This is a genomic window from Cellulophaga sp. F20128 (genome assembly GCF_023015805.1).
GTDB lineage: Bacteria > Bacteroidota > Bacteroidia > Flavobacteriales > Flavobacteriaceae > Cellulophaga.
On record NZ_JALKBA010000002.1, the window covers coordinates 253,572 to 272,982 of the forward strand.

Below are 19,411 nucleotides of genomic sequence, written 5' to 3' on the forward strand. Positions count from 1 at the left end.
CCATCATTTGACATTCAATTAAAATAAATTAAAGTTTATTTATTTACATTTACCCATTAACGGGGATTCCTTAAAAAAATTAAGTAAAATGAAAAAAAGTTTGTTTTTGGCCTTAATTACAATGTTGTTTGTTTTTAAGACCAATGATGTTAATGCGCAAAGAAAATCTAAAAAGAATAAGGAAACAGTAATAGAAATTGCGCCTGTTTTAAAAACTTCACCGAAGTTGGTAGTTGGGATCGTTGTAGACCAAATGCGATATGATTACCTAACACGCTTCTGGGATCAATATGGAGAAGGTGGTTTTAAACGTATGGTAAATGATGGCTTTAATTGTAAAAATCATCATTACAATTATGCGCCAACCTATACGGGTCCAGGACATGCATCTGTGTATACAGGGACTACGCCTGCTACTCATGGGATAGTAGGGAATACTTGGTATGATAAAAGTATAAAACAAAATGTGTATTGTGCTGGGGATAGTAATTTTAATTCAGTTGGAACTAGTGGTAGTGAAGGAAAAATGAGTCCGCATAGAATGTTAACTACAACAGTTACCGATCAATTGCGATTGCATACCCAAATGAAAGGAAAGGTGATAGGTATTGCTATTAAAGATAGAGGAGCTGTTTTACCAGCAGGTCATGCTGCTAATGCCGCTTACTGGTTTGTAGGTAAGGATGAAGCTAACTGGATAACGAGTACGTATTATATGGATGCCTTACCAGCATGGGTCACTCGTTTTAATTCTTCAGGTGCTGCTGAAATGTATAAAAAGCCTTGGAATACGGCAAAGGATATCACAACCTATCTGGCTAGTGGTACAGATGATAATAATTACGAAGGCACGTACTCCAAACAAGAAACTGCTACTTTTCCTCATGATTTACCTTCCTTATGGGATGCCAATGGTGGCTATGACGCCATTAAATCTACCCCTTTTGGAAATAGCCTAACAATGGATTTTGCTATTGCAGCCTTGGATGGTGAGAATTTAGGACAGGATTTAATTACAGATTTCTTAACCATTAGTTTTTCTAGCACGGATTATGTAGGTCATAAATTTGGCGTAAACTCCAAAGAAATTGAAGACACCTATATCCGATTAGATCAAGATTTAGAACGATTATTGCAAACCTTGGATAAACAAGTAGGAGTAGGAGAATACACTGTCTTTTTAAGTTCAGACCATGCCGCGGTACAAGTACCAGCTTATTTAAAAGATAATAATATTCCTGGTGAATATATTGATCTTAAAGAAATTAGAGCCGGACTTAACGAATGGGCAAAGTTTAAATATGGAACGGAAGATTTAATTGAAAACTTCTCTAACAATCAGATATTCTTGGATCATAAAGTTGTTGTTAATTTAGATTTAGATCTAAAAAGCGTTCAAGAGGCTTTTGCAAACGAGTTATTGCGTTTTAATGATGTGCATGAAGCATATACTGGCTACCAAATGTGGCAAAATGAATATTCTAGAGGTATTCCGTATTTGTTACAAAATGGTTATAACCAAAAAAGTTCAGGTGATGTATTAATGGTGTTAAAGCCTGGGCATATCAGTTACTCTAGAACAGGTTCTACCCATGGTTCTCCATGGAAGTATGATACCCATGTGCCCTTGTTGTTTTTTGGAAAAGGTATTGAAAAAGGAAGTACTGTAAATCGTACCGAGATTCCAGATATAGCACCAACTGTTTCCGCATTATTGGGGATGGCTTTCCCTAATGGAGCAACAGGTGAACCAATAGAAGCTGTGATTAAAAAGTAGTTAGAATAATTTACTTTTTATCGTGGTCCATCGTAGATGACGAATAAAATTGCCTTCTTTTGGTGTTACCAAAAAAGGCAATTTTTCTTTTTTCGCGATTTGATACCCCTTTAGGTTATTAAAGAATACCGCCATTCTTTTTTGTTTTAAAGCCATTTTTAAAGAGGCAATACAACTTATGGTAAAACCATAGCGCATGGAGAACATGGCTTTGCCTTGAAGTAATTTGGCTTGTTTGTTATAAGCGCCGCCAGTAGGTCTTAAGTGTTTTACTTGAAGAGAATCATCGGTGAAAATGGTAAAGCCGTTATATTGGGCTAAAAGCTCATCTACAGTATCCCAGCCCATGGCGTTTCGCAAGCCCTTAATTTGTGTGAAGCAAGATTTAGTATAGGCTTTAAATGCGCCACGAACGTGATCTTTGTTCATAGGGTGATTTAACTTCCATTCGCCAGTTGCATCTTGCTCATAGGCAAAGCCACCTGCAATACCAACAGTAGGGTTGCTCCTGAAAATGGATGCTATACGGTCAAAATAAGTTGATGGTAAAATAATGTCAGCATCTAGTTTTACTATAAAATCATAGTTTGCATCTAAAACAGCTAGCCCTTTATTGAATGCGTTTATTACTTTACTACCGGGTAAATGTTGGGTTGATGAAGTGGTGTTAAGTTTTTGAAAAATTGAATTTTGAAGTACAAAATCATCAATGATATTCTCGGTAGCATCAGTAGAATTGTCGTTTACGATAATAACCTTTTGTGGTAGTAAAGTTTGTTGTAAAACGGCAGAAAGTGTAGCTGCTAGAAATGCTTCTTCATTATGAGCGGGAAGAATTATGTAGTATTTCATAGTGTTGGTTTAAACGACTATTTTTTTCGTTCTGCGTAAACAATATAATACCGAGGAGTAAAGCTCCGCAATAAGGGTCTAATGCCAATTTTAGATATGGGATTGGTCCATTTTGCGCTGTCTTTTATTTCCCAGCCCGCTTTTTCTAAAAGCCAGTTAAACTGCCAATCTTCAAATTCATGATAATGTCTATCCCATGGGTCGGTCTTGCTTTGGTAAGCAGGAGAGAACCATAATTTAAGGGGAATACTAGCCACTAATTTATCTGCTTTAATTTCTCGTAATACATTGAAAGGGGCAAGTAGATGTTCAAAAATTTCAAAGGCGGTAACCACTTCTGTTTTGATAGACGCTACCGATGAAAAATCGATATCTAAATCTTCTCCCTTGGTATTGGTAACATCATAACCTTGGGCCGTCATAATTTTAGAGAAGGGGTTTTCTACGCCCAAATCTAGAACGGTTTCTTTGGTGTTAATGTGTTTTTGAAGAAATTCTAGCGTATGCTTAAATCGTTTGCTAGGATATGTTTTTTCGTACATATTAATATTTGTAAACCACGGCATTGATGTTCATACCAGCGCCAACACTAGCAAAGATAACAACATCTCCTTTTTCTACAGCCTGATTTTCTAATTTTCCTTTGGTTACCAAATCAAAAAGTGTTGGAACGGTAGCAACAGAACTATTTCCAAGCTTGTAAATTGTCATTGGCATAATGTCTTGAGGCATTGTTTTGTTGTAAAGTTTGTAGAATCTGCTCACAATGGCTTCGTCCATTTTTTCATTGGCTTGATGGATGAATATTTTTTTAACATCCTCAATGTCAACTCCACTAGTATCTAAACATTCTTGCATAGCTTGTGGCACATTGGAAACGGCAAACTCATAAATTTTACGGCCAAGCATTTTTATATATCTAGTATCGTTTTGTTCATTTTTATTGTACGACTCTCCAAAGAACAGGTAATTGGCTTCTGTGTGTGCGTAGGTGGCAGAATTGTGAGCAAGTATCTGGCCAGTTCTATTGGTTTCTTCTATGATACTAGCGCCGGCTCCATCTGAATATATCATAGAATCACGGTCGTAAGGATCTACAACTCTCGATAAGGTTTCGGCACCTATAATCAGACATTTTTTAGCAAGTCCCGCCTTAATAAATGCGTAGCCTTGGATCATACCTTCAATCCAGCCTGGACACCCAAATAAAATATCATAGGCAACACATTTGGGGTTCTGTATTTGCAATAAATGCTTCACCCGTGTGGCTAAACTAGGGAGGGTGTCTCCTTGGGTTTTGCCATGGGAAATATCTCCAAAATTATGTGCTACAATAATATAGTCTATAGATTCTTTATCAATGTTGGCGTCAGCAATTGCTCGCTCAGCAGCTAAAAAAGCCATATCGGATGTATTAATTTCCTTATTGGCATAGCGTCGTTCTGCAATTCCAGTAATTTTTTTAAATTTTTCTATTATAATCTCATTAGAATAGGCAATAGGCGAACCATCTGTATTTAAAAAAGTATGATTTTCAAATTCAGTATTAGGTGTTGTAATGGTTGGTATGTAGCTACCTGTCCCTGTTATTCCAATTTTCATAGTGTTGGTTTTGACTTAATTAATATGAAATTACAAAACTATTTTTTTTACGTTATGCGTGCATAACAAACGGTATGATGTTCAATAAAAAAGTATTCAATTAAAAAAGCCATTTAATTTTTCGTAAATGGCTCTTAGGTCTAGTGATTGTTAGCCTTTTAGGCTTCCATATAGGCTTCAATAGGCGCACATGTGCAAATTAAATTACGGTCGCCATAGGCTTCATCGACACGTCTAACAACGGGCCAAAACTTATTGTCAGCGATATAATCTAACGGAAACGCAGCTTTTTGCCTGCTGTATGGAAAATCCCATGTGTCGTTAGTCACCATATTTAATGTGTGTGGCGAATTCTTTAAAACATTGTTTGGGTTGTCTAAAGTAGCCTCATCAATTTCTTTTCTAATAGAAAGCATAGCATTACAAAAACGATCTAATTCCGCTAGGCTTTCACTTTCTGTAGGTTCTATCATTAAGGTTCCAGCTACAGGGAATGAAACAGTTGGAGCATGAAAACCGTAATCCATTAAACGCTTGGCAATGTCAGTTACTTCAATACCGTTTTGTTTAAAAGGTCTGCAATCAATAATCATTTCATGTGCTGCTCTACCTTTTTCGCCGGTATACAATACATCAAACTTACCACTTAGTCTATTTTTAATATAGTTGGCATTGAGAATTGCAATGGAAGTAGACTGTTTTAAACCAGCCTCGCCGAGCATTACAATATATCCGTAAGATATAATGCATACTAAAGAGCTCCCCCAAGGCGCAGAAGAAATAGCAGAAATTGCTTTTTCACCACCCGTTTTTATCACGGGGTTGCCTGGTAAGAAAGGTACCAATTGAGGAGCAACACAAATAGGGCCAACTCCTGGTCCACCACCACCATGTGGTATAGCAAACGTTTTGTGTAGGTTGAGGTGACAAACATCGGCACCAATATTACCTGGATTGGTTAGGCCAACTTGTGCATTCATATTAGCCCCATCCATATATACTTGTCCTCCATTGTCATGGATTAGTTTGGTGACTTCTTTTATGGAAGATTCAAAAACTCCATGAGTAGAAGGGTAGGTTACCATTAAGGCTGCTAAATTAGCCTTGTGTAATTCTGCTTTTTCCTTTAAATCCGTTACATCTATATTCCCGTATTCATCCGTCTTTGTAACTACAACTTTCATTCCAGCCATTACAGCTGAAGCCGGATTGGTTCCGTGTGCAGAAGCCGGAATTAAGCAGATGTTTCGGTGTGCATCATTTCTAGATTCGTGGTATGCTCTAATTACCATAAGTCCAGCGTATTCACCTTGAGCACCAGAATTTGGTTGCAAGGATGTTGCTGAAAACCCTGTTATAACACTGAGGTAATCTTCTAATTTTTTTAATAAAATCTGATATCCTTCGGCTTGATCTACAGGAACAAATGGGTGAATGTTTCCCCATTGCGCTGCGCTTAACGGTAGCATTTCTGATGCTGCATTCAATTTCATTGTGCAAGAGCCTAATGAAATCATAGAGTGATTTAAGGCCAAATCCTTACGCTCTAGTTTTTTGATATAACGCATTAATTCAGTCTCAGAATGATACGAATTAAAGACTTCGTTTTCTAAAAATGGCGTATTTCTTAGAAGTGACGTAGGGATTACATCTTCTGTAGCCTCTTTTAAAACTACTTCTTTATTACTTAGCTCTTGAAAACAAGACAGTATCGTTTTTAAGTCGTTATCAGAAGTCGCTTCGTTTATGGAGATAGAAATTGTTTGGTTATCTATATAATTGAAGTTAATTTCTTTGGCTTCGGCAATCGCTTTGAGAGTACTGGCCTCTGAAACTTCCACTTTAATAGTGTCAAAGAAGGCACTGTTTAATTGTTTGTATCCTAATTCCTTAACAGCTGTAGCTACTTTTTTAGCTGAATTATGCACCTTATTAGCGATATATTGCAAACCTTTTGGCCCGTGATATACAGCATACATACCCGCCATAACAGCTAATAAAACTTGAGCAGTACAGATGTTGGAAGTTGCTTTGTCTCTTTTAATATGTTGTTCTCTGGTTTGAAGCGCCATACGCAAGGCAGTTCTGCCATCGGTATCTTTAGTTACTCCAATAATTCTACCTGGAATATTTCTTTTATAAGCATCCTTTGTGGCAAAAAAGGCGGCATGTGGGCCTCCGTATCCTAATGGAATTCCAAAACGTTGGGTAGTACCAACAACTACATCTACCCCAAATTCTGCAGGAGCTTTAAGTTTTACTAAACTTAATATGTCTGCCGCTACAGCAACTTTGATTTCGTTTGCATTGCAATTTTCTACAAAGCTAGCATAATCGTATACCTGACCGTGTTTGCCTGGGTACTGCAATAAAGCACCGAAAAAATCGGTTGTAAAAGCAAATTCTTCGTGATTTCCAATGACAAGCTCTATGCCAATAGGAGTTGCTCGTGTTTGAAGTAAGGATAGTGTTTGTGGTAATATTTCATCAGAGACAAAAAATTTGAGCACATTCACTTTTTTTTGCGCTCTACTGCGTACCTCAAAGAGCATAGCCATAGCTTCCGCGGCTGCTGTACTTTCATCCAAAAGCGAAGCATTTGCAAGTTCCATACCAGTGAGGTCACAAATCATGGTTTGAAAATTCAACAATGCCTCTAACCGACCTTGTGCAATTTCTGCTTGGTAAGGTGTGTAAGCGGTATACCAACCTGGATTTTCTAAAATATTCCTTTTGATAGGAGAAGGTAAAAGTCCTTCATGGTACCCTAAACCAATATAGGATTTATAAACTTTGTTTTTGTTCCCTAAGGCTTGAATATGCTCTAGGAATTCATTTTCACTTAAGGCTTCAGGAAGCTCTAAGTCTTTTTTTAGTCTAATGTCATCTGGGATGGTTTCATATATAAGTTGGTCCAAATTGTCAATTCCAACAGTTTTAAACATCTGCTGATAATTTCCTTCATTGATACCAATATGTCTTAGGGCAAACAAATCTGTTCTCATATTTTAGTGTATATTTTATAAAAAAGATGTGCAAAATTAATGATTATTTTTTTTAAAATTGACAAATAACTAAGTACTTCGTCTAAAGTTTTGAACCGATTTTAAATGTTATAAACACTTTGGTTATATTTGAACAATGAAATTGATAAAGCGATTATTTAACTTTTATATAGATGCCAGCATACACGTTGCTTTATCCGTGTTTTGTTTGTTAGAGATAACGGCTTTACTTTTAAATGTATCTATTAACCAAAACTTAGCTTTCTTTATCTTTTTTGGGACTATTGCATGTTATAATTTTATAAAATATGGGGTAGAAGCAAAGAAGTATGTATTGGTGGCAAATAAATACCACAAAAGCATACAGCTGGTAAGTGTTGTAGCCCTGATAATCGCCGGATACTTTGCTTCTTTTTTGAATATTGAAGTGTGGTATGGTATTGCAGTGCTACTTGTTTTTATTGCATTTTATGCATTACCTGTATTGCCCAATGCCAGAAATTTAAGAAGTTTTGGTGGACTTAAAATTTTTATGGTCGCCATAGTTTGGGCAGGTACTACAGTAATTTTACCTGTACTATCTTCTGATATGCATGTGATTACATGGGATGTTTGGATTGAATCTTTTCAAAGGTTTATTATAGTGTTGGTGTTGTTGGTGCCCTTTGAAATTAGGGATTTGGCATTTGATGCACCTGAATTACATACGCTGCCACAGAAATTTGGCGTTAGTAATACGAAAACTGTAGCGAGTTTGTGTGTTTTGGTTTTGTTCTTTTCTACCTTTTTAAAAGAAGAGGTTACAAAATTGGATAGTATTGCAAAAGGAATTTTGTTTTTGGCGCTTGGAGTGCTTATGTATTTCACAAGGAGAGTGCAATCCAAATACTTCGCTTCGTTTTGGATTGAAGCCATTCCAATATTTTGGTTGGGAATTGTTTATGTATTAGTAGCCCTTACTTAGAAACGTCTTCTAGCTTTTGTTTCATTTCTGATTTTTCTGATTCAGATAACGATTGTAGTTTTGCCTTTTCACAAAGTGATGTAAATTTTGTGTTTTTTTTAGAAAAACTAGGACAAGTTTTACAAATTAATAAATGAATGTGAAGATTTATTTTCTCAAATAGTGAGGCTTCTTTGTACTGTACTTTGTTGCAGATTTTAGCTGCTTTTTCGCAAGAAATCATATTAGAACCAATTAGAGTTTAGGCATTCCATAAGACCCGTTCTGGCTCTATGGATGATAACCCATAAGTTAGACGGATTAATATCAAGTTCATTACAGATATCTTCTGTACTTATTCCTTGTATTGTTTTTTTTGTAAAAACTAACGCTTGTTTTTTTGGTAATTTGGAGATACAGTCTTGGATAGCTAACCCCAATTCTTCATTTTCTAAATCACTAGTGTCTAATAAGCTAAAGGGGTCTGCAACTTGTTCCTCTAACCAATCTCCTTCTGTGTCAGTAGTAGTATTGTAGGACATCCTAACTTCAGCTTTGCCCTTATTGGAATTTATTTTACGGTAATGATCAATTACCTTTCTTTTTAGAATCGCAATAAGCCAAGTGCGTTCAGCAGCGTCTCCCTTAAAATTTTTTGCAGATTTTAATCCTGCAAAAAAAGTTTCTTGTACTAGGTCTTTAGCAATTTCAGAATCACTAACTCGTACTACAGCATAATTAAATAAATAATCAGCGTAAGCATCTACCCATAAATCAGGATTAAGACTGTGCGTTTGCATTATTTTTAGTTGATGTGTCAAATGTAGTAGATTTTAATTAAAATGTTTAGCTTTGATAAAAACAATCTGTATGAAATCTTTTTCTTTTCTCGTATTTCTATTACTTCTAGTGGGCTGTGAACAAAGCAAAAAAATGCCTATCACTGATTTTTCGCAAAGCGATATAAAAAATGGAATTTTAATTGACGTGCGAACACCTGAGGAATATGGTATGGGGCATTTAGAAAGTGCTGTAAATGTAAATGTTCTCGATGATAGTTTTGCGAGCTATTTTGATGATATCTCTAAAAGTAAAACCCTTTACGTGTATTGTAAAAAAGGAGGGCGTAGCGCAAAAGCAGCCAAAAGTTTAGAGGAAATGGGTTTTACTGTTGTTGATTTATTGGGAGGCTATGATGCATTGCACCCAGATGAATAGGATTATTTTAATAAATTTTCTAAAGCAGACTCTAGGGTGTTGTAGGTAAAACCAAAACCATTTTCTATCAACTTACTAGGGTAAACATCCATACTGTTCAATATGAGATCTGGTTCGGTATCAATAATATAAGCACCTATTGCTAACATCCAAGAATAAGAAGGTAATCCAAAAGGGATCTTTAGAGTTTTACGTATGCTGGCCATTAACGTGGAATTGGAAACAGCGTCTGGACTTGCCACAATAACGGTGTCTTTAATTGCCTTTTGATGTAGGACAAAGTTTGTGATTGCAACAAAGTCATCAGCGTGTACCCAACTTACCATCTGTTGGCCGCTTCCCTGTTTGCCTCCAAGGCCAAATTTTGTTATTTTTTTAAGGGGAAGTAAGGCTCCACCTTCCTTGCCAAAAACCAAGGAGATGCGTAACGCAACTTTACGAACATTTGGGTTTTCAATAGAAAAAAATGCCTTTTCCCATTCTTGCCCAACATAGAGCATGAAATCATCTCCATTTCCTTCTTTATTAGTGTGAGATAGGGCAGCGGTAGATGCGTTTAGCCATACCTTAGGTTTGTTTTCTACGCTATTTATGGCATTCGCCAATGCTAAGGTAGAATCTATTCGTGAGTTTAAAATAAGCGCCTTGTTTTTTTCTGTAAAACGGCAATCGACAGACTTTCCTGTTAAATTTATCAGTGCGTTTGCATTGTTGAGTTGTGTAACCCAATCGCCACTATTTTTAGCATCCCAATGAACATAAGTTATAGGGCCATTTTGTCTTGTAGCACCTCTTGTTAACACAATGATTTCTTGGTATTTGTCTTTGTAGAAATCCAATACCTTATTTCCTAGAAACCCGGTGCCACCTGCAATTACTAATTTACTCATAGTCTTAACGGTTAAAATAAATGATAAAATAGAACTTAAATAGATCTAATTACTGAGAATAGAATGTGATAATCCTGTAAATAAAGTACCCTGAAGTTATTTTAATTTCAATGTGTTTTTGTTTCTATTTATAGGTTAAAGTTACACAAAGTAATCTCAATTTTAATAGGATGTAGTTAAAAAAATGATATGAATCACAAACATTTTAATGGTGTATGTACGCCAAAGACCTTAATTTGTATTATTGAAAATAGGGGGTGTTAAAACCGAGTAAAAGAGTAGTCTTCCTTTAGGGCTGATAATATAAAAATGGTTTTCAAAAAACAGTCTAGTAATGCAATTGTTTTTAATAACCAGCTTTATTGATGTCTGTCATAATTTCAGCAAATAATTGATACGATTTTACACGATCTGCGTGCTCATAGATGTTGGTTACTGCAATGAGTTCGTCTACTTGAGTTTCTTCTAAAAATGCTTCCACTTGTTTTTTAACGGTAGCTTTACTTCCAATAAAGGAGTACTTTAACATTTGGTCTACGGCCGGGTGTTTCAACATTTGACGTAAATCATCAGTCATTTTTACTGGAGGCTGCATAAATTCTCTTTGGTTTGTAAGTAAGCCAACAATAATTTTTATCAAAGAAGTCGCAATATTCTCGGCTTCTTCATCAGTATCTGCTACAATGACATTAATTCCTGCTATAGTATAAGGTTTGTTTAAATAGGAAGATGGTGTAAACTCTTCCTTGTAAATTTTTAGTGCTTCGTGTAATTTTGCTGTTGCAAAATGACTAGCAAAAGCATAGGGTAGGCCTTTTTTGGAAGATAGGTGTGCACTATCTGTGCTAGAACCTAAAATATATAAAGGGACTTCTACGCCTTCTGCCACAGTGGCTCTTACCTTGGCATTTTTGTTATCTGTAGAAAAATAGCGCTGAATTTGACCTACATCTTCCGGAAAGGAATGCGCCGCTTGAGTATGCGTTGCTCGTATGGCGTGTGCGGTTTCTTGGTCGGTGCCCGGAGCCCTTCCCAAGCCCAGATCAATTCGGTTTTTGTAAATGGTACCAAGCGTTCCAAATTGCTCGGCTATGATTAAAGGAGAGTGGTTGGGAAGCATAATGCCTCCAGAGCCTACCCGAATGGTTTTTGTGCCTTCAGCAATATAGCCAATAAGTACAGCAGTGGCAGAACTGCCAATGGTTATGGAGTTGTGATGTTCTGCTAACCAAAAACGTTTGTATCCAAATTCTTCGGCTCTTTGGGCAAGATTTAGGCTGTTTTTAAATGTAGTTTGCAAGGAGTTGCCCTTAGAGACTATGGCTAATTCTAAAACCGAATAGGATGTAATTTTTAATGACATTGTTTTGTTTTTTGTTCGTACCAGAAATCAATACCTTTTTATAGGTGTTTGGTCGCGTTATATTTGGTGTAATTACAAAGTGCTTGCTTTGTAAATTTAGAGATTTGTTGGGCACAACATAAATACAGAATAAGGCTTTGTAATGTGCTTAAATGATATAGAGATGTTCCGTGTGTAAATCAGTCCAATTAAAAAATAAAAGCACTTTTAGAAGAGCGTCTATTGATATAGCCGGTCACCTAGGTGTAGCCTCTTAAAATGAGACTTCAATATCCTAATTGAACCTGCTCATATTGTGTTCGGAACTACTTCTACCTATATCAATGCGCGCCTAATAGGTGATGCACGCAAAAGAGCTAACATCACCTTTGTAAAATATGTCAAAATGTAAGGAAATAGTGATTTTGTTATTTATTCCATTTTGTGACCTGTAATATTTTTTCAAATATTAAATTATTTTCATAGACTCCATTAAATTCTTCGGAACCCGGACCATAGGCAAATACAGGAATCAGGGTAGCCGAATGACCACCGGTAGAAAAAGTAGGGCCAATTTCGGTATAGTCACTATATTCCTTCCCTTCTGAATTTATTTTCTTTTTTGCTGATAAGGTAAAACCACCTGTTTCATGATCTGAAGTTACAATAACCAAGGTGTTGCCATCTTTTTCAGCATAATCCAATGCTTGCCCTATAGCGTCATCAAAATCTATTAGCTCGCTGATTAAGTAGGAAGCATTGTTTGAATGCCCTCCCCAATCTATCTGTGAGCCTTCAGACATCAGGAAAAAACCAGCCTTGTCTTTGTCTAAAAATTGAATGGCTTGCGCTGTGGCTTTGGAAAGAAAATCTCCTCTGCCTTTTTCAATAGTTGGCATAGCATCATCGCTAAGTAGGTATCCAACTTTTTTATCCGATTGTATTTGTGAAAATTCATTTAAGCCATTGGTGTAGATAGAGAATTGCTTTTGGTTTAAGGCGTCCAGCAATTTTTTTCCATCCTTACGATCCTTAAAAAATTTTAATCCTCCGCCAGCAAAAAAATCTACTTCAGAGGTTACCAAGTCTGCTGCTATATCTTCTGTTAGGCCCCTGCTAACGGCATGTGCGTAAAAACTTGCTGGAGTAGCGTGGGTAATTGAAGACGTGGCTACCAAGCCGGTCTTAATGTTTTTTCTCGAAACTATTTCTACGATGTTTTCAGCATCTGTTTTGTCGTCTGCTACACCAATGGCGCCATTATATGTTTTAATTCCAGAGGCAAAAGCTGTTGCTCCAGCAGCGGAGTCAGTTACATCTTGTTTTGACGACGAGGTTTTAATTAAACCGATATTCTTAAATCGTGAATAATTAGGGGAAGAATCCTTAAAGTAATAGGCAGAAGATATTTGTGATAATCCAGTTCCATCACTAATTAATAAGATCACATTTTTAGGAGTTTTGGTGTCTTTGTTTTCTACTGGGATGGCTTTACATGCAAAAAGGGTAAAGGCAAGACAGACTACGATAGCTTTTTCTATGTTCATATCATTTATAATTTATTTGATTGAATTTCAATGTGAAGGTAATATATCCTTCCATAATAACAGAATTGATTTTTAAAAGTAATAAATTTATTTATTCTTCTTTGTGAAACTGAAATTCATCATCTGCTATTCCAAGTGTGTTTCCTTATACTGTAGGTGCACTTATTTTTTTAAGGGCTAACTTTCTTGTTGTAAGTGCAATACAAAAACCTACAATAAATTGTGAATATCTATTTCTATAATTGCATTCTATTTTTATTGTAACGGCTATATTTGGCAACCCAAAACAGAAAAAAATTATGAGCGCAACTTGGTACGAATGCAAGATAAAATATAGAAAAATGAGCGACACTGGTGTGCAAAAAGTCACAACAGAACCTTATTTGGTAGATGCTATTTCTTATACGGAAGCAGAAACTAGAATCAATGAAGAAATGAAAGCTTACATCAGTGATGAGTTTAGAATAACCAACATTAAGGTGGCTAATTTTGCAGAAATTCATCCGTTTGAAAATACCGATCGTTGGTTTAAAAGTAAAGTGGCTTTAATTGCCTACGATGAAGAAAGCGGAAAGGAACGTAAAACAAATATGTATTTGTTGGTACAAGGAAATGATGTTAAAGAAGCGTATGACAATACAATTGCTGTAATGAAGGATACTATGGGTGATTATACCATACCTGCAATTACAGAATCACCTATTATGGATGTATTTCCTTATTTTTCTGGTGAAGAAGGAGAATTAGATCGTATTCATAAATTCAATGAAGTGAAAGATTCAGGCACAGAAGTTGAAGAAGTAATAAACGAAACGATAGAGCCAGAGCTTGTTGCAGCAGGGGCTGAAGAAGAAGAATAAATTGTTTGTCTCTGGCAGTGGATTGTTATCAGTACTACAGAAGTGTAGCTTTGGCCTAGTTGGAAGCCTTGGTAGATCTGTAATCAAGTTTTATAGAAAAAAGGGTTCTCGATATACTATCTGATCCTTCGATAGCACTCGAACTGACATTTTAAAATCAAGTTTATTTTTTAAACATTCTTGATACGAAGCCTAGGAGGATAATGTAGTATACATTTTCATTTATAGTTCGGCCGTCACTTCGAGTGAATTTACCGAAAGAAATGAGGTAAATTAGTATCGAGAAGTTATACGTATAGCCTAACCCAATAAAAATAAATCCGGATCATAACATAATTTTGATCCGGATTTTACTTTTTTGTCTATGTTGGGCTATAGTAAACCAGCACGTTCTAATAATGCTTCTACCTTAGGTTCAGCGCCTCTAAAACGTTTGTATAACACCATAGGGTTTTCTGTGCCGCCTTTAGACAAAATAGTGTCTTTAAACTTGGTGGCTACTGCCTTGTTAAATATACCTTCTTCCTTAAAATAAGCAAAGGCATCGGCATCCAAAACTTCGGCCCATTTGTAACTGTAATATCCGGAGGAATAGCCTCCTTGAAAAATATGCGAAAATGCAGTACTCATGCAGGTCTCAGTCGTTTCTGGGTATAAGTCTGTCCCACTAAAGGCTTTGTTTTCTTGTGTTTTTACATTTGTAATTGCTGTAGGATCTGCCGCGTGCCAAGACATATCCAACAAGCCAAAGCTTAACTGGCGCAGCGTTTGCATGCCCTCTTGAAAAGTAGCAGATTCTTTAATTTTTTGTACCAACTCCATAGGGATAAGTTTGCCTGTTTGGTAATGTGTAGCAAAAAGCTCTAATGCTTCTTTCTCGAAGCACCAATTCTCCATAACCTGACTGGGTAGCTCTACAAAGTCCCAATACACCGATGTTCCAGATAGGCTAGGGTAGGTAGTATCTGCTAGCATACCGTGTAAGCCATGACCAAATTCGTGAAACAAGGTGGTTACCTCATTAAAGGTTAATAAAGAGGGTTTGGTAGCTGTTGGTTTGGTGAAATTACAGACGTTAGAAATATGCGGACGAACATTTTCTCCATCTTTGATGTATTGCGATTTAAAGGAGGTCATCCAGGCACCACCTCGCTTACCGGCTCTTGGATGGAAATCAGCATAGAAAAGGGCAATAAATTTTTGGTCGGCATCAAAAACCCGATAAGTTTTCACGTCTGGGTGGTAGGTATCTATATCAAAAACTTCTCTAAATTGTAAGTCGAACAATTTTTCGGCTACCGTAAAAACACCAGCAATTACATTTTCTAGTTTAAAGTATGGCTTTAAAATTTCATCGTCTAAATTAAATAATTTCTGTTTTAATTTTTCCGAATAATAGGCGCCATCCCATTTTTGTAATCGGTCTATACCATCTAGTTCCTTGGCAAATTCTTCCAACTGTTTAAATTCTCGTTTTGCAGCTGGTTTCGCTTTTTCTAAAAGTTCATTCAAAAAAGCATGTACTTTTTCTGGTGTTTCTGCCATACGCTCTTCCAATACAAAATGCGCATGGGTAGCATAGCCAAGTAGATTGGCACGCTCATGCCGAAGTTTTGTTATTTTTAATACGTTTTCCTGGTTATCTAAGGCATCTCCTTTAAAAGACTTACTGCCAAAGGCAAGTGATAATTTTTTACGAAGGGTTCTGTTTTTAGCATACTTCATAAAAGGAATATAGCTTGGATAGTCTAGTGTAATTAACCAACCCCCTAGGTCTTTTGATTTTGCGAGTTGTGCCGCAGCCTCTTTTTCTCCTTCAGGCAAACCAGCTAGATCTTCTTCATTGGTCAAGTGCATTTGAAACGCATTGGTTTCTGCCAATACATTTTCACCAAACTTTAGTTTTAGTTTGGCAGCTTCCGCATCTATTGCTCTAAGCCGTGTTTTTTTTGCCTCATCTAGGTTTGCACCGTTTCTGCTAAATCCTTTATATCTTTTGTCTAAAAGGGTTTGCTGCTCTACCGTTAAGTCTGCATCTTCTTTTTGATTGTAGACAGTTTGTACGCGTTTAAATAAAGCTTCATTGAGTGTAATGTCGTTGCCAAATTCAGATAATAAAGGCGATACTTCTTGGGCTATGTTTTGAATTTCTTCGTTTGTTTCGGCAGAGTTTAAATTAAAAAATACACTGGAAATACGATCTAATTGCTGTCCTGAAAAATCTAAAGCTTCAATGGTGTTAGCAAATGTAGGTGCCTCGATATTCTCCGTAATGGCATCTATTTCTGCTCTTGCCGCTGCTATTGCTTGTGTAAAAGCAGGCATAAAATGCTCGTTCTTTAGTTTGGAAAAAGGTGCGGTATCAAAAGGGGTAAGTAATGGGTTCATTTATTTGGTATTGAAATTTTTGAGTAAGGTGTTGAGAAGATTTAATGTTGGACTTCGTACTTTTTATTTCATATTTCGTACTTTTTCAGCTCCTTCAATCACTTTTTGTTTTAATCCTTCTTTGTATAGTATTATTTTGTCCAACACACATTTGTCTGAAGCACCAATAATTTGAGCGGCTAGAATACCGGCATTTTTAGCGCCATTTAAAGCTACAGTTGCTACAGGAACTCCACCTGGCATTTGAAGAATAGATAAAACAGAATCCCAGCCATCAATAGAGTTGCTGCTCTTAACAGGAACTCCAATTACGGGTAAGGGAGACATAGATGCCACCATGCCTGGTAAATGTGCAGCGCCACCGGCACCAGCTATGATAACACTATATCCTTTGGTGTGTGCGTTTTTGCTAAAATCGAATAATTTTTCCGGGGTACGGTGTGCAGAAACAATGTCTACATCTACCTCAATATCAAATCCTTTTAAGATGTCAATTGCGTCTTGCATAACAGGAAGATCACTTGTACTGCCCATTACTACTGCTACTTTACTCATAATTATTTGCTTATAACTTTAATTGTGTTTTTAACTACTTCGGCTATTCTACGAGCCTCATCTATATCTTTATTGACAATGGTAACATGGCCCATTTTGCGAAAAGGTCTGGTTTGTTTTTTGCCATAAATATGTGGAGTTACACCTTCAAGTTTTAGAATGTCTTCCATATTTTTATAGACTACATCCCCTGTAAAGCCTTCGGCTCCAACTAAATTTACCATAATACCAGCCACTTTACTTTTGGTATCTCCCAAAGGCATACCTAAAATAGCACGGATGTGTTGTTCAAACTGGTTGGTGTAGCTGGCCTCTATGCTATAATGACCGCTATTATGGGGTCTAGGAGCTACTTCGTTTACTAAAATTTTATCTGAGGAAGTCTGGAACATTTCTACAGCCAACAGACCAACATGTTTTATTTTATCGGCTACTTGTAAGGCAATTTCTTGTGCTTTTTGGGCTACTTCATCAGAAATCCTAGCTGGACAAATCACGTATTCTACTTGGTTGGCTTCTGCATGAAATTCCATTTCTACAACCGGGTATGTTTTTACTTCTCCTCTGCTGTTACGTGCCACAATAACTGCCAATTCATTTTTAAACGGAACCAAATCCTCTGCAATACACTCCACATTTGGAAGGTCTTTTAGGTCGGCCATAGTACGAACAACTTTAACCCCTTGCCCGTCGTATCCAAATTGTGCACACTTCCATACAAATGGAAAAGACAACCCCCCATTATCAATACTGTCTTCTATTTCACTTGTATACGCAAACCTGTGAAAGTCCGCCGTAGGAATGCCATTGTCTACATAAAATAATTTCTGTGTTGCCTTATTCTGAATAATGCGCAAGGCTTTGGTTGGAGGAAATACCTTAACCCCTTCATCTTCTAATTTTTCAAGGGCATTTAAGTTTACATTTTCAATTTCTATGGTCAGGACATCTACCGACTTACCAAAATTGTAAACCGCATCAAAATCTAACAATTCTCCTTTGACAAATTCATTGCAGGCAATTTTAGAAGGTGCATCATCAGAAGCCTCTAGAACCCTAGTGAAAATGTCTAATTTTCGAGTTTCATAGAGCATCATTTTCCCTAATTGGCCACCACCTAAGATACCAAGTTTAAAATCTGAAGAAAAAAAGTTCATTTCTTTGCGTTTTTCTGTATTGTTAAGTTGGTAACAAAAATACACTTAAATCTTAAAACTGCTCAGGTATATCCTAAAAAGCGAAATCAAAATAGTATATTTGCCGTTTTAGCAAAAGAACAAACAATTGATTAAGCTACACGACAAACATTTTAAACCTTTTTTAAGTGAGCAAGAGATTCTTGCCGCTGTTAAAAAAGTGGCTGCAGCTGTGGCTGCGGACTATAAGGATGAGACACCTATTTTTGTGGGCATTCTAAATGGTTCTTTTATGTTTGTTTCCGATTTTTTAAAAGCTTATGAACACAACTGTGAAGTTTCTTTTGTTAGACTAAGCTCGTATAGCGGACTGTCTTCAACCGGGATTGTAGAAACCTTAATTGGAGTCTCTGATGTCATTGAAGGTAGGAGCATTATAATCCTAGAAGATGTTATAGATACGGGACGTACCGTAAAAGAATTGGTACATATGTTTACAAATAGCAATGTAAAAGAATTTAAGATTGCTACTTTATTTTATAAACCTTCTGTATACACAGGAGAGTATGACATTGATTATGTAGGCATAGAAATCCCAGATAAATTTATTGTAGGTTACGGATTGGACTATAATGAGCTTGGAAGGAACCTAAAGGAAGTATACCAACTAAACCAAAATAATATGATAAATCTTGTGCTATTCGGAAAGCCGGGTGCAGGCAAAGGTACGCAGGCAAATTTTTTAAAGGAAGAGTACAATTTAATACATATCTCTACAGGAGATGTATTTCGTTACAATATAAAAAACAATACTGAATTGGGTATTTTAGCCAAATCCTATATGGACAAAGGTGATTTAGTTCCCGATGAAGTAACTATTAATATGTTAAAGGATGAAGTTGAAAAAAATCCTGCTGCAAGCGGATTTATTTTTGATGGTTTTCCAAGAACCACAGCACAAGCAGAAGCCTTAGATAATTTTTTATCAACTAAGGATATGCGGATTGATGCTACCATAGCACTCGATGCAAATGACGAAACCCTAATTCAACGTTTGTTAGAAAGAGGGAAAGTAAGTGGGAGAACCGATGACCAAGACGAAAATAAAATTCGGAATAGGTTTGAAGAATACAACCAGAAAACAGCGCCATTACAAGAGTTTTATAGAAAGCAAGGAAAGTTTCATGCTGTAAATGGCATTGGTAAAATTGAAGATATTACAACAAGATTAGGCCACGTAATAGATTCGCTTACCGTTAAAAAATAATACAGAGGGTTTTTTAGACCTCCCAATTC

At 36.5% G+C, this 19,411-nt stretch carries 16 protein-coding genes; 5 read left to right on the top strand and 11 right to left on the bottom strand.

Annotated features, from left to right (window positions below):
- The first annotated feature begins 88 nt into the window (after window positions 1-88).
- Window positions 89-1,777 carry an alkaline phosphatase PafA gene (gene pafA / locus MWU65_RS03200; protein ID WP_247075702.1) on the top strand — a complete coding sequence of 563 codons (1,689 nt, stop codon included), beginning with the start codon at window positions 89-91 and terminating at the stop codon, window positions 1,775-1,777.
- Here the strand turns inward: pafA and MWU65_RS03205 are convergent, their stop codons facing one another.
- The 4 genes from MWU65_RS03205 to gcvP all read right to left on the bottom strand — a co-directional run bounded on the left by MWU65_RS03205 (window position 1,778) and on the right by gcvP (window position 7,236).
- The gene (locus MWU65_RS03205) at window positions 1,778-2,629 is read right to left on the bottom strand and encodes a glycosyltransferase family A protein (RefSeq protein WP_247075704.1); all 852 of its coding nucleotides are present in this window, start codon (window positions 2,627-2,629) and stop codon (window positions 1,778-1,780) included. It lies immediately after the preceding gene.
- 17 nt (window positions 2,630-2,646) lie between these two features.
- Window positions 2,647-3,171, bottom strand: coding sequence for a methyltransferase (locus MWU65_RS03210; RefSeq protein WP_247075705.1), 525 nt, complete (start codon window positions 3,169-3,171; stop codon window positions 2,647-2,649).
- Between the two features lies 1 nt (window position 3,172).
- Window positions 3,173-4,231, bottom strand: coding sequence for a ketoacyl-ACP synthase III (locus tag MWU65_RS03215; protein WP_247075707.1), 1,059 nt, complete (start codon window positions 4,229-4,231; stop codon window positions 3,173-3,175).
- A gap of 158 nt (window positions 4,232-4,389) precedes the next feature.
- Entirely contained in the window at window positions 4,390-7,236 is a 2,847-nt protein-coding gene (gene gcvP / locus MWU65_RS03220; RefSeq protein WP_247075709.1) for an aminomethyl-transferring glycine dehydrogenase, read from the bottom strand.
- A 136-nt stretch (window positions 7,237-7,372) separates the two neighbouring features.
- On the opposite strand from gcvP, the gene MWU65_RS03225 reads away from it, so the two are divergent.
- Window positions 7,373-8,200 carry a hypothetical protein gene (locus MWU65_RS03225; protein WP_247075710.1) on the top strand — a complete coding sequence of 276 codons (828 nt, stop codon included), beginning with the start codon at window positions 7,373-7,375 and terminating at the stop codon, window positions 8,198-8,200.
- Between the two features lie 224 nt (window positions 8,201-8,424).
- On the opposite strand, the gene MWU65_RS03235 is transcribed toward MWU65_RS03225, so the two are convergent.
- Window positions 8,425-8,979 carry a sigma-70 family RNA polymerase sigma factor gene (locus MWU65_RS03235; RefSeq protein WP_247075714.1) on the bottom strand — a complete coding sequence of 185 codons (555 nt, stop codon included), beginning with the start codon at window positions 8,977-8,979 and terminating at the stop codon, window positions 8,425-8,427.
- A gap of 70 nt (window positions 8,980-9,049) precedes the next feature.
- Between MWU65_RS03235 and MWU65_RS03240 the strand changes: the two genes are divergently transcribed.
- On the top strand, window positions 9,050-9,397 hold the full coding sequence (locus MWU65_RS03240) for a rhodanese-like domain-containing protein (protein ID WP_247075715.1): 348 nt from the start codon (window positions 9,050-9,052) through the stop codon (window positions 9,395-9,397).
- Between the two features lie 2 nt (window positions 9,398-9,399).
- On the opposite strand, the gene MWU65_RS03245 is transcribed toward MWU65_RS03240, so the two are convergent.
- The 3 genes from MWU65_RS03245 to MWU65_RS03255 form a co-directional block, all read right to left on the bottom strand.
- On the bottom strand, window positions 9,400-10,287 hold the full coding sequence (locus MWU65_RS03245; RefSeq protein ID WP_247075717.1) for a TIGR01777 family oxidoreductase: 888 nt from the start codon (window positions 10,285-10,287) through the stop codon (window positions 9,400-9,402).
- Window positions 10,288-10,633: 346 nt separating this feature from the next.
- Entirely contained in the window at window positions 10,634-11,650 is a 1,017-nt protein-coding gene (locus MWU65_RS03250; protein ID WP_247075719.1) for an LLM class flavin-dependent oxidoreductase, read from the bottom strand.
- Window positions 11,651-12,057: 407 nt separating this feature from the next.
- Window positions 12,058-13,176, bottom strand: coding sequence for an alkaline phosphatase (locus MWU65_RS03255; protein WP_247075721.1), 1,119 nt, complete (start codon window positions 13,174-13,176; stop codon window positions 12,058-12,060).
- 299 nt (window positions 13,177-13,475) lie between these two features.
- Here MWU65_RS03255 and MWU65_RS03260 point away from each other — a divergent pair, with 299 nt between their 5' ends.
- Entirely contained in the window at window positions 13,476-14,036 is a 561-nt protein-coding gene (locus tag MWU65_RS03260) for a DUF4494 domain-containing protein (protein WP_247075723.1), read from the top strand.
- 372 nt (window positions 14,037-14,408) lie between these two features.
- On the opposite strand, the gene MWU65_RS03265 is transcribed toward MWU65_RS03260, so the two are convergent.
- The 3 genes from MWU65_RS03265 to MWU65_RS03275 form a co-directional block, all read right to left on the bottom strand.
- A complete protein-coding gene (locus MWU65_RS03265; protein WP_247075725.1) occupies window positions 14,409-16,424 on the bottom strand; it encodes a M3 family metallopeptidase in 2,016 nt (671 codons plus the stop codon).
- A 63-nt stretch (window positions 16,425-16,487) separates the two neighbouring features.
- Complete coding sequence (gene purE / locus MWU65_RS03270) at window positions 16,488-16,979, bottom strand: 5-(carboxyamino)imidazole ribonucleotide mutase (RefSeq protein ID WP_247075727.1); 492 nt, start codon at window positions 16,977-16,979, stop codon at window positions 16,488-16,490.
- Window positions 16,980-16,981: 2 nt separating this feature from the next.
- Window positions 16,982-18,136 (bottom strand): 5-(carboxyamino)imidazole ribonucleotide synthase, encoded by a 1,155-nt coding sequence (locus MWU65_RS03275; protein WP_247075729.1) that lies wholly within the window; start codon window positions 18,134-18,136, stop codon window positions 16,982-16,984.
- Window positions 18,137-18,263: 127 nt separating this feature from the next.
- On the opposite strand from MWU65_RS03275, the gene MWU65_RS03280 reads away from it, so the two are divergent.
- The gene (locus tag MWU65_RS03280) at window positions 18,264-19,382 is read left to right on the top strand and encodes an adenylate kinase (RefSeq protein WP_247075731.1); all 1,119 of its coding nucleotides are present in this window, start codon (window positions 18,264-18,266) and stop codon (window positions 19,380-19,382) included.
- Window positions 19,383-19,411 lie beyond the last annotated feature (29 nt).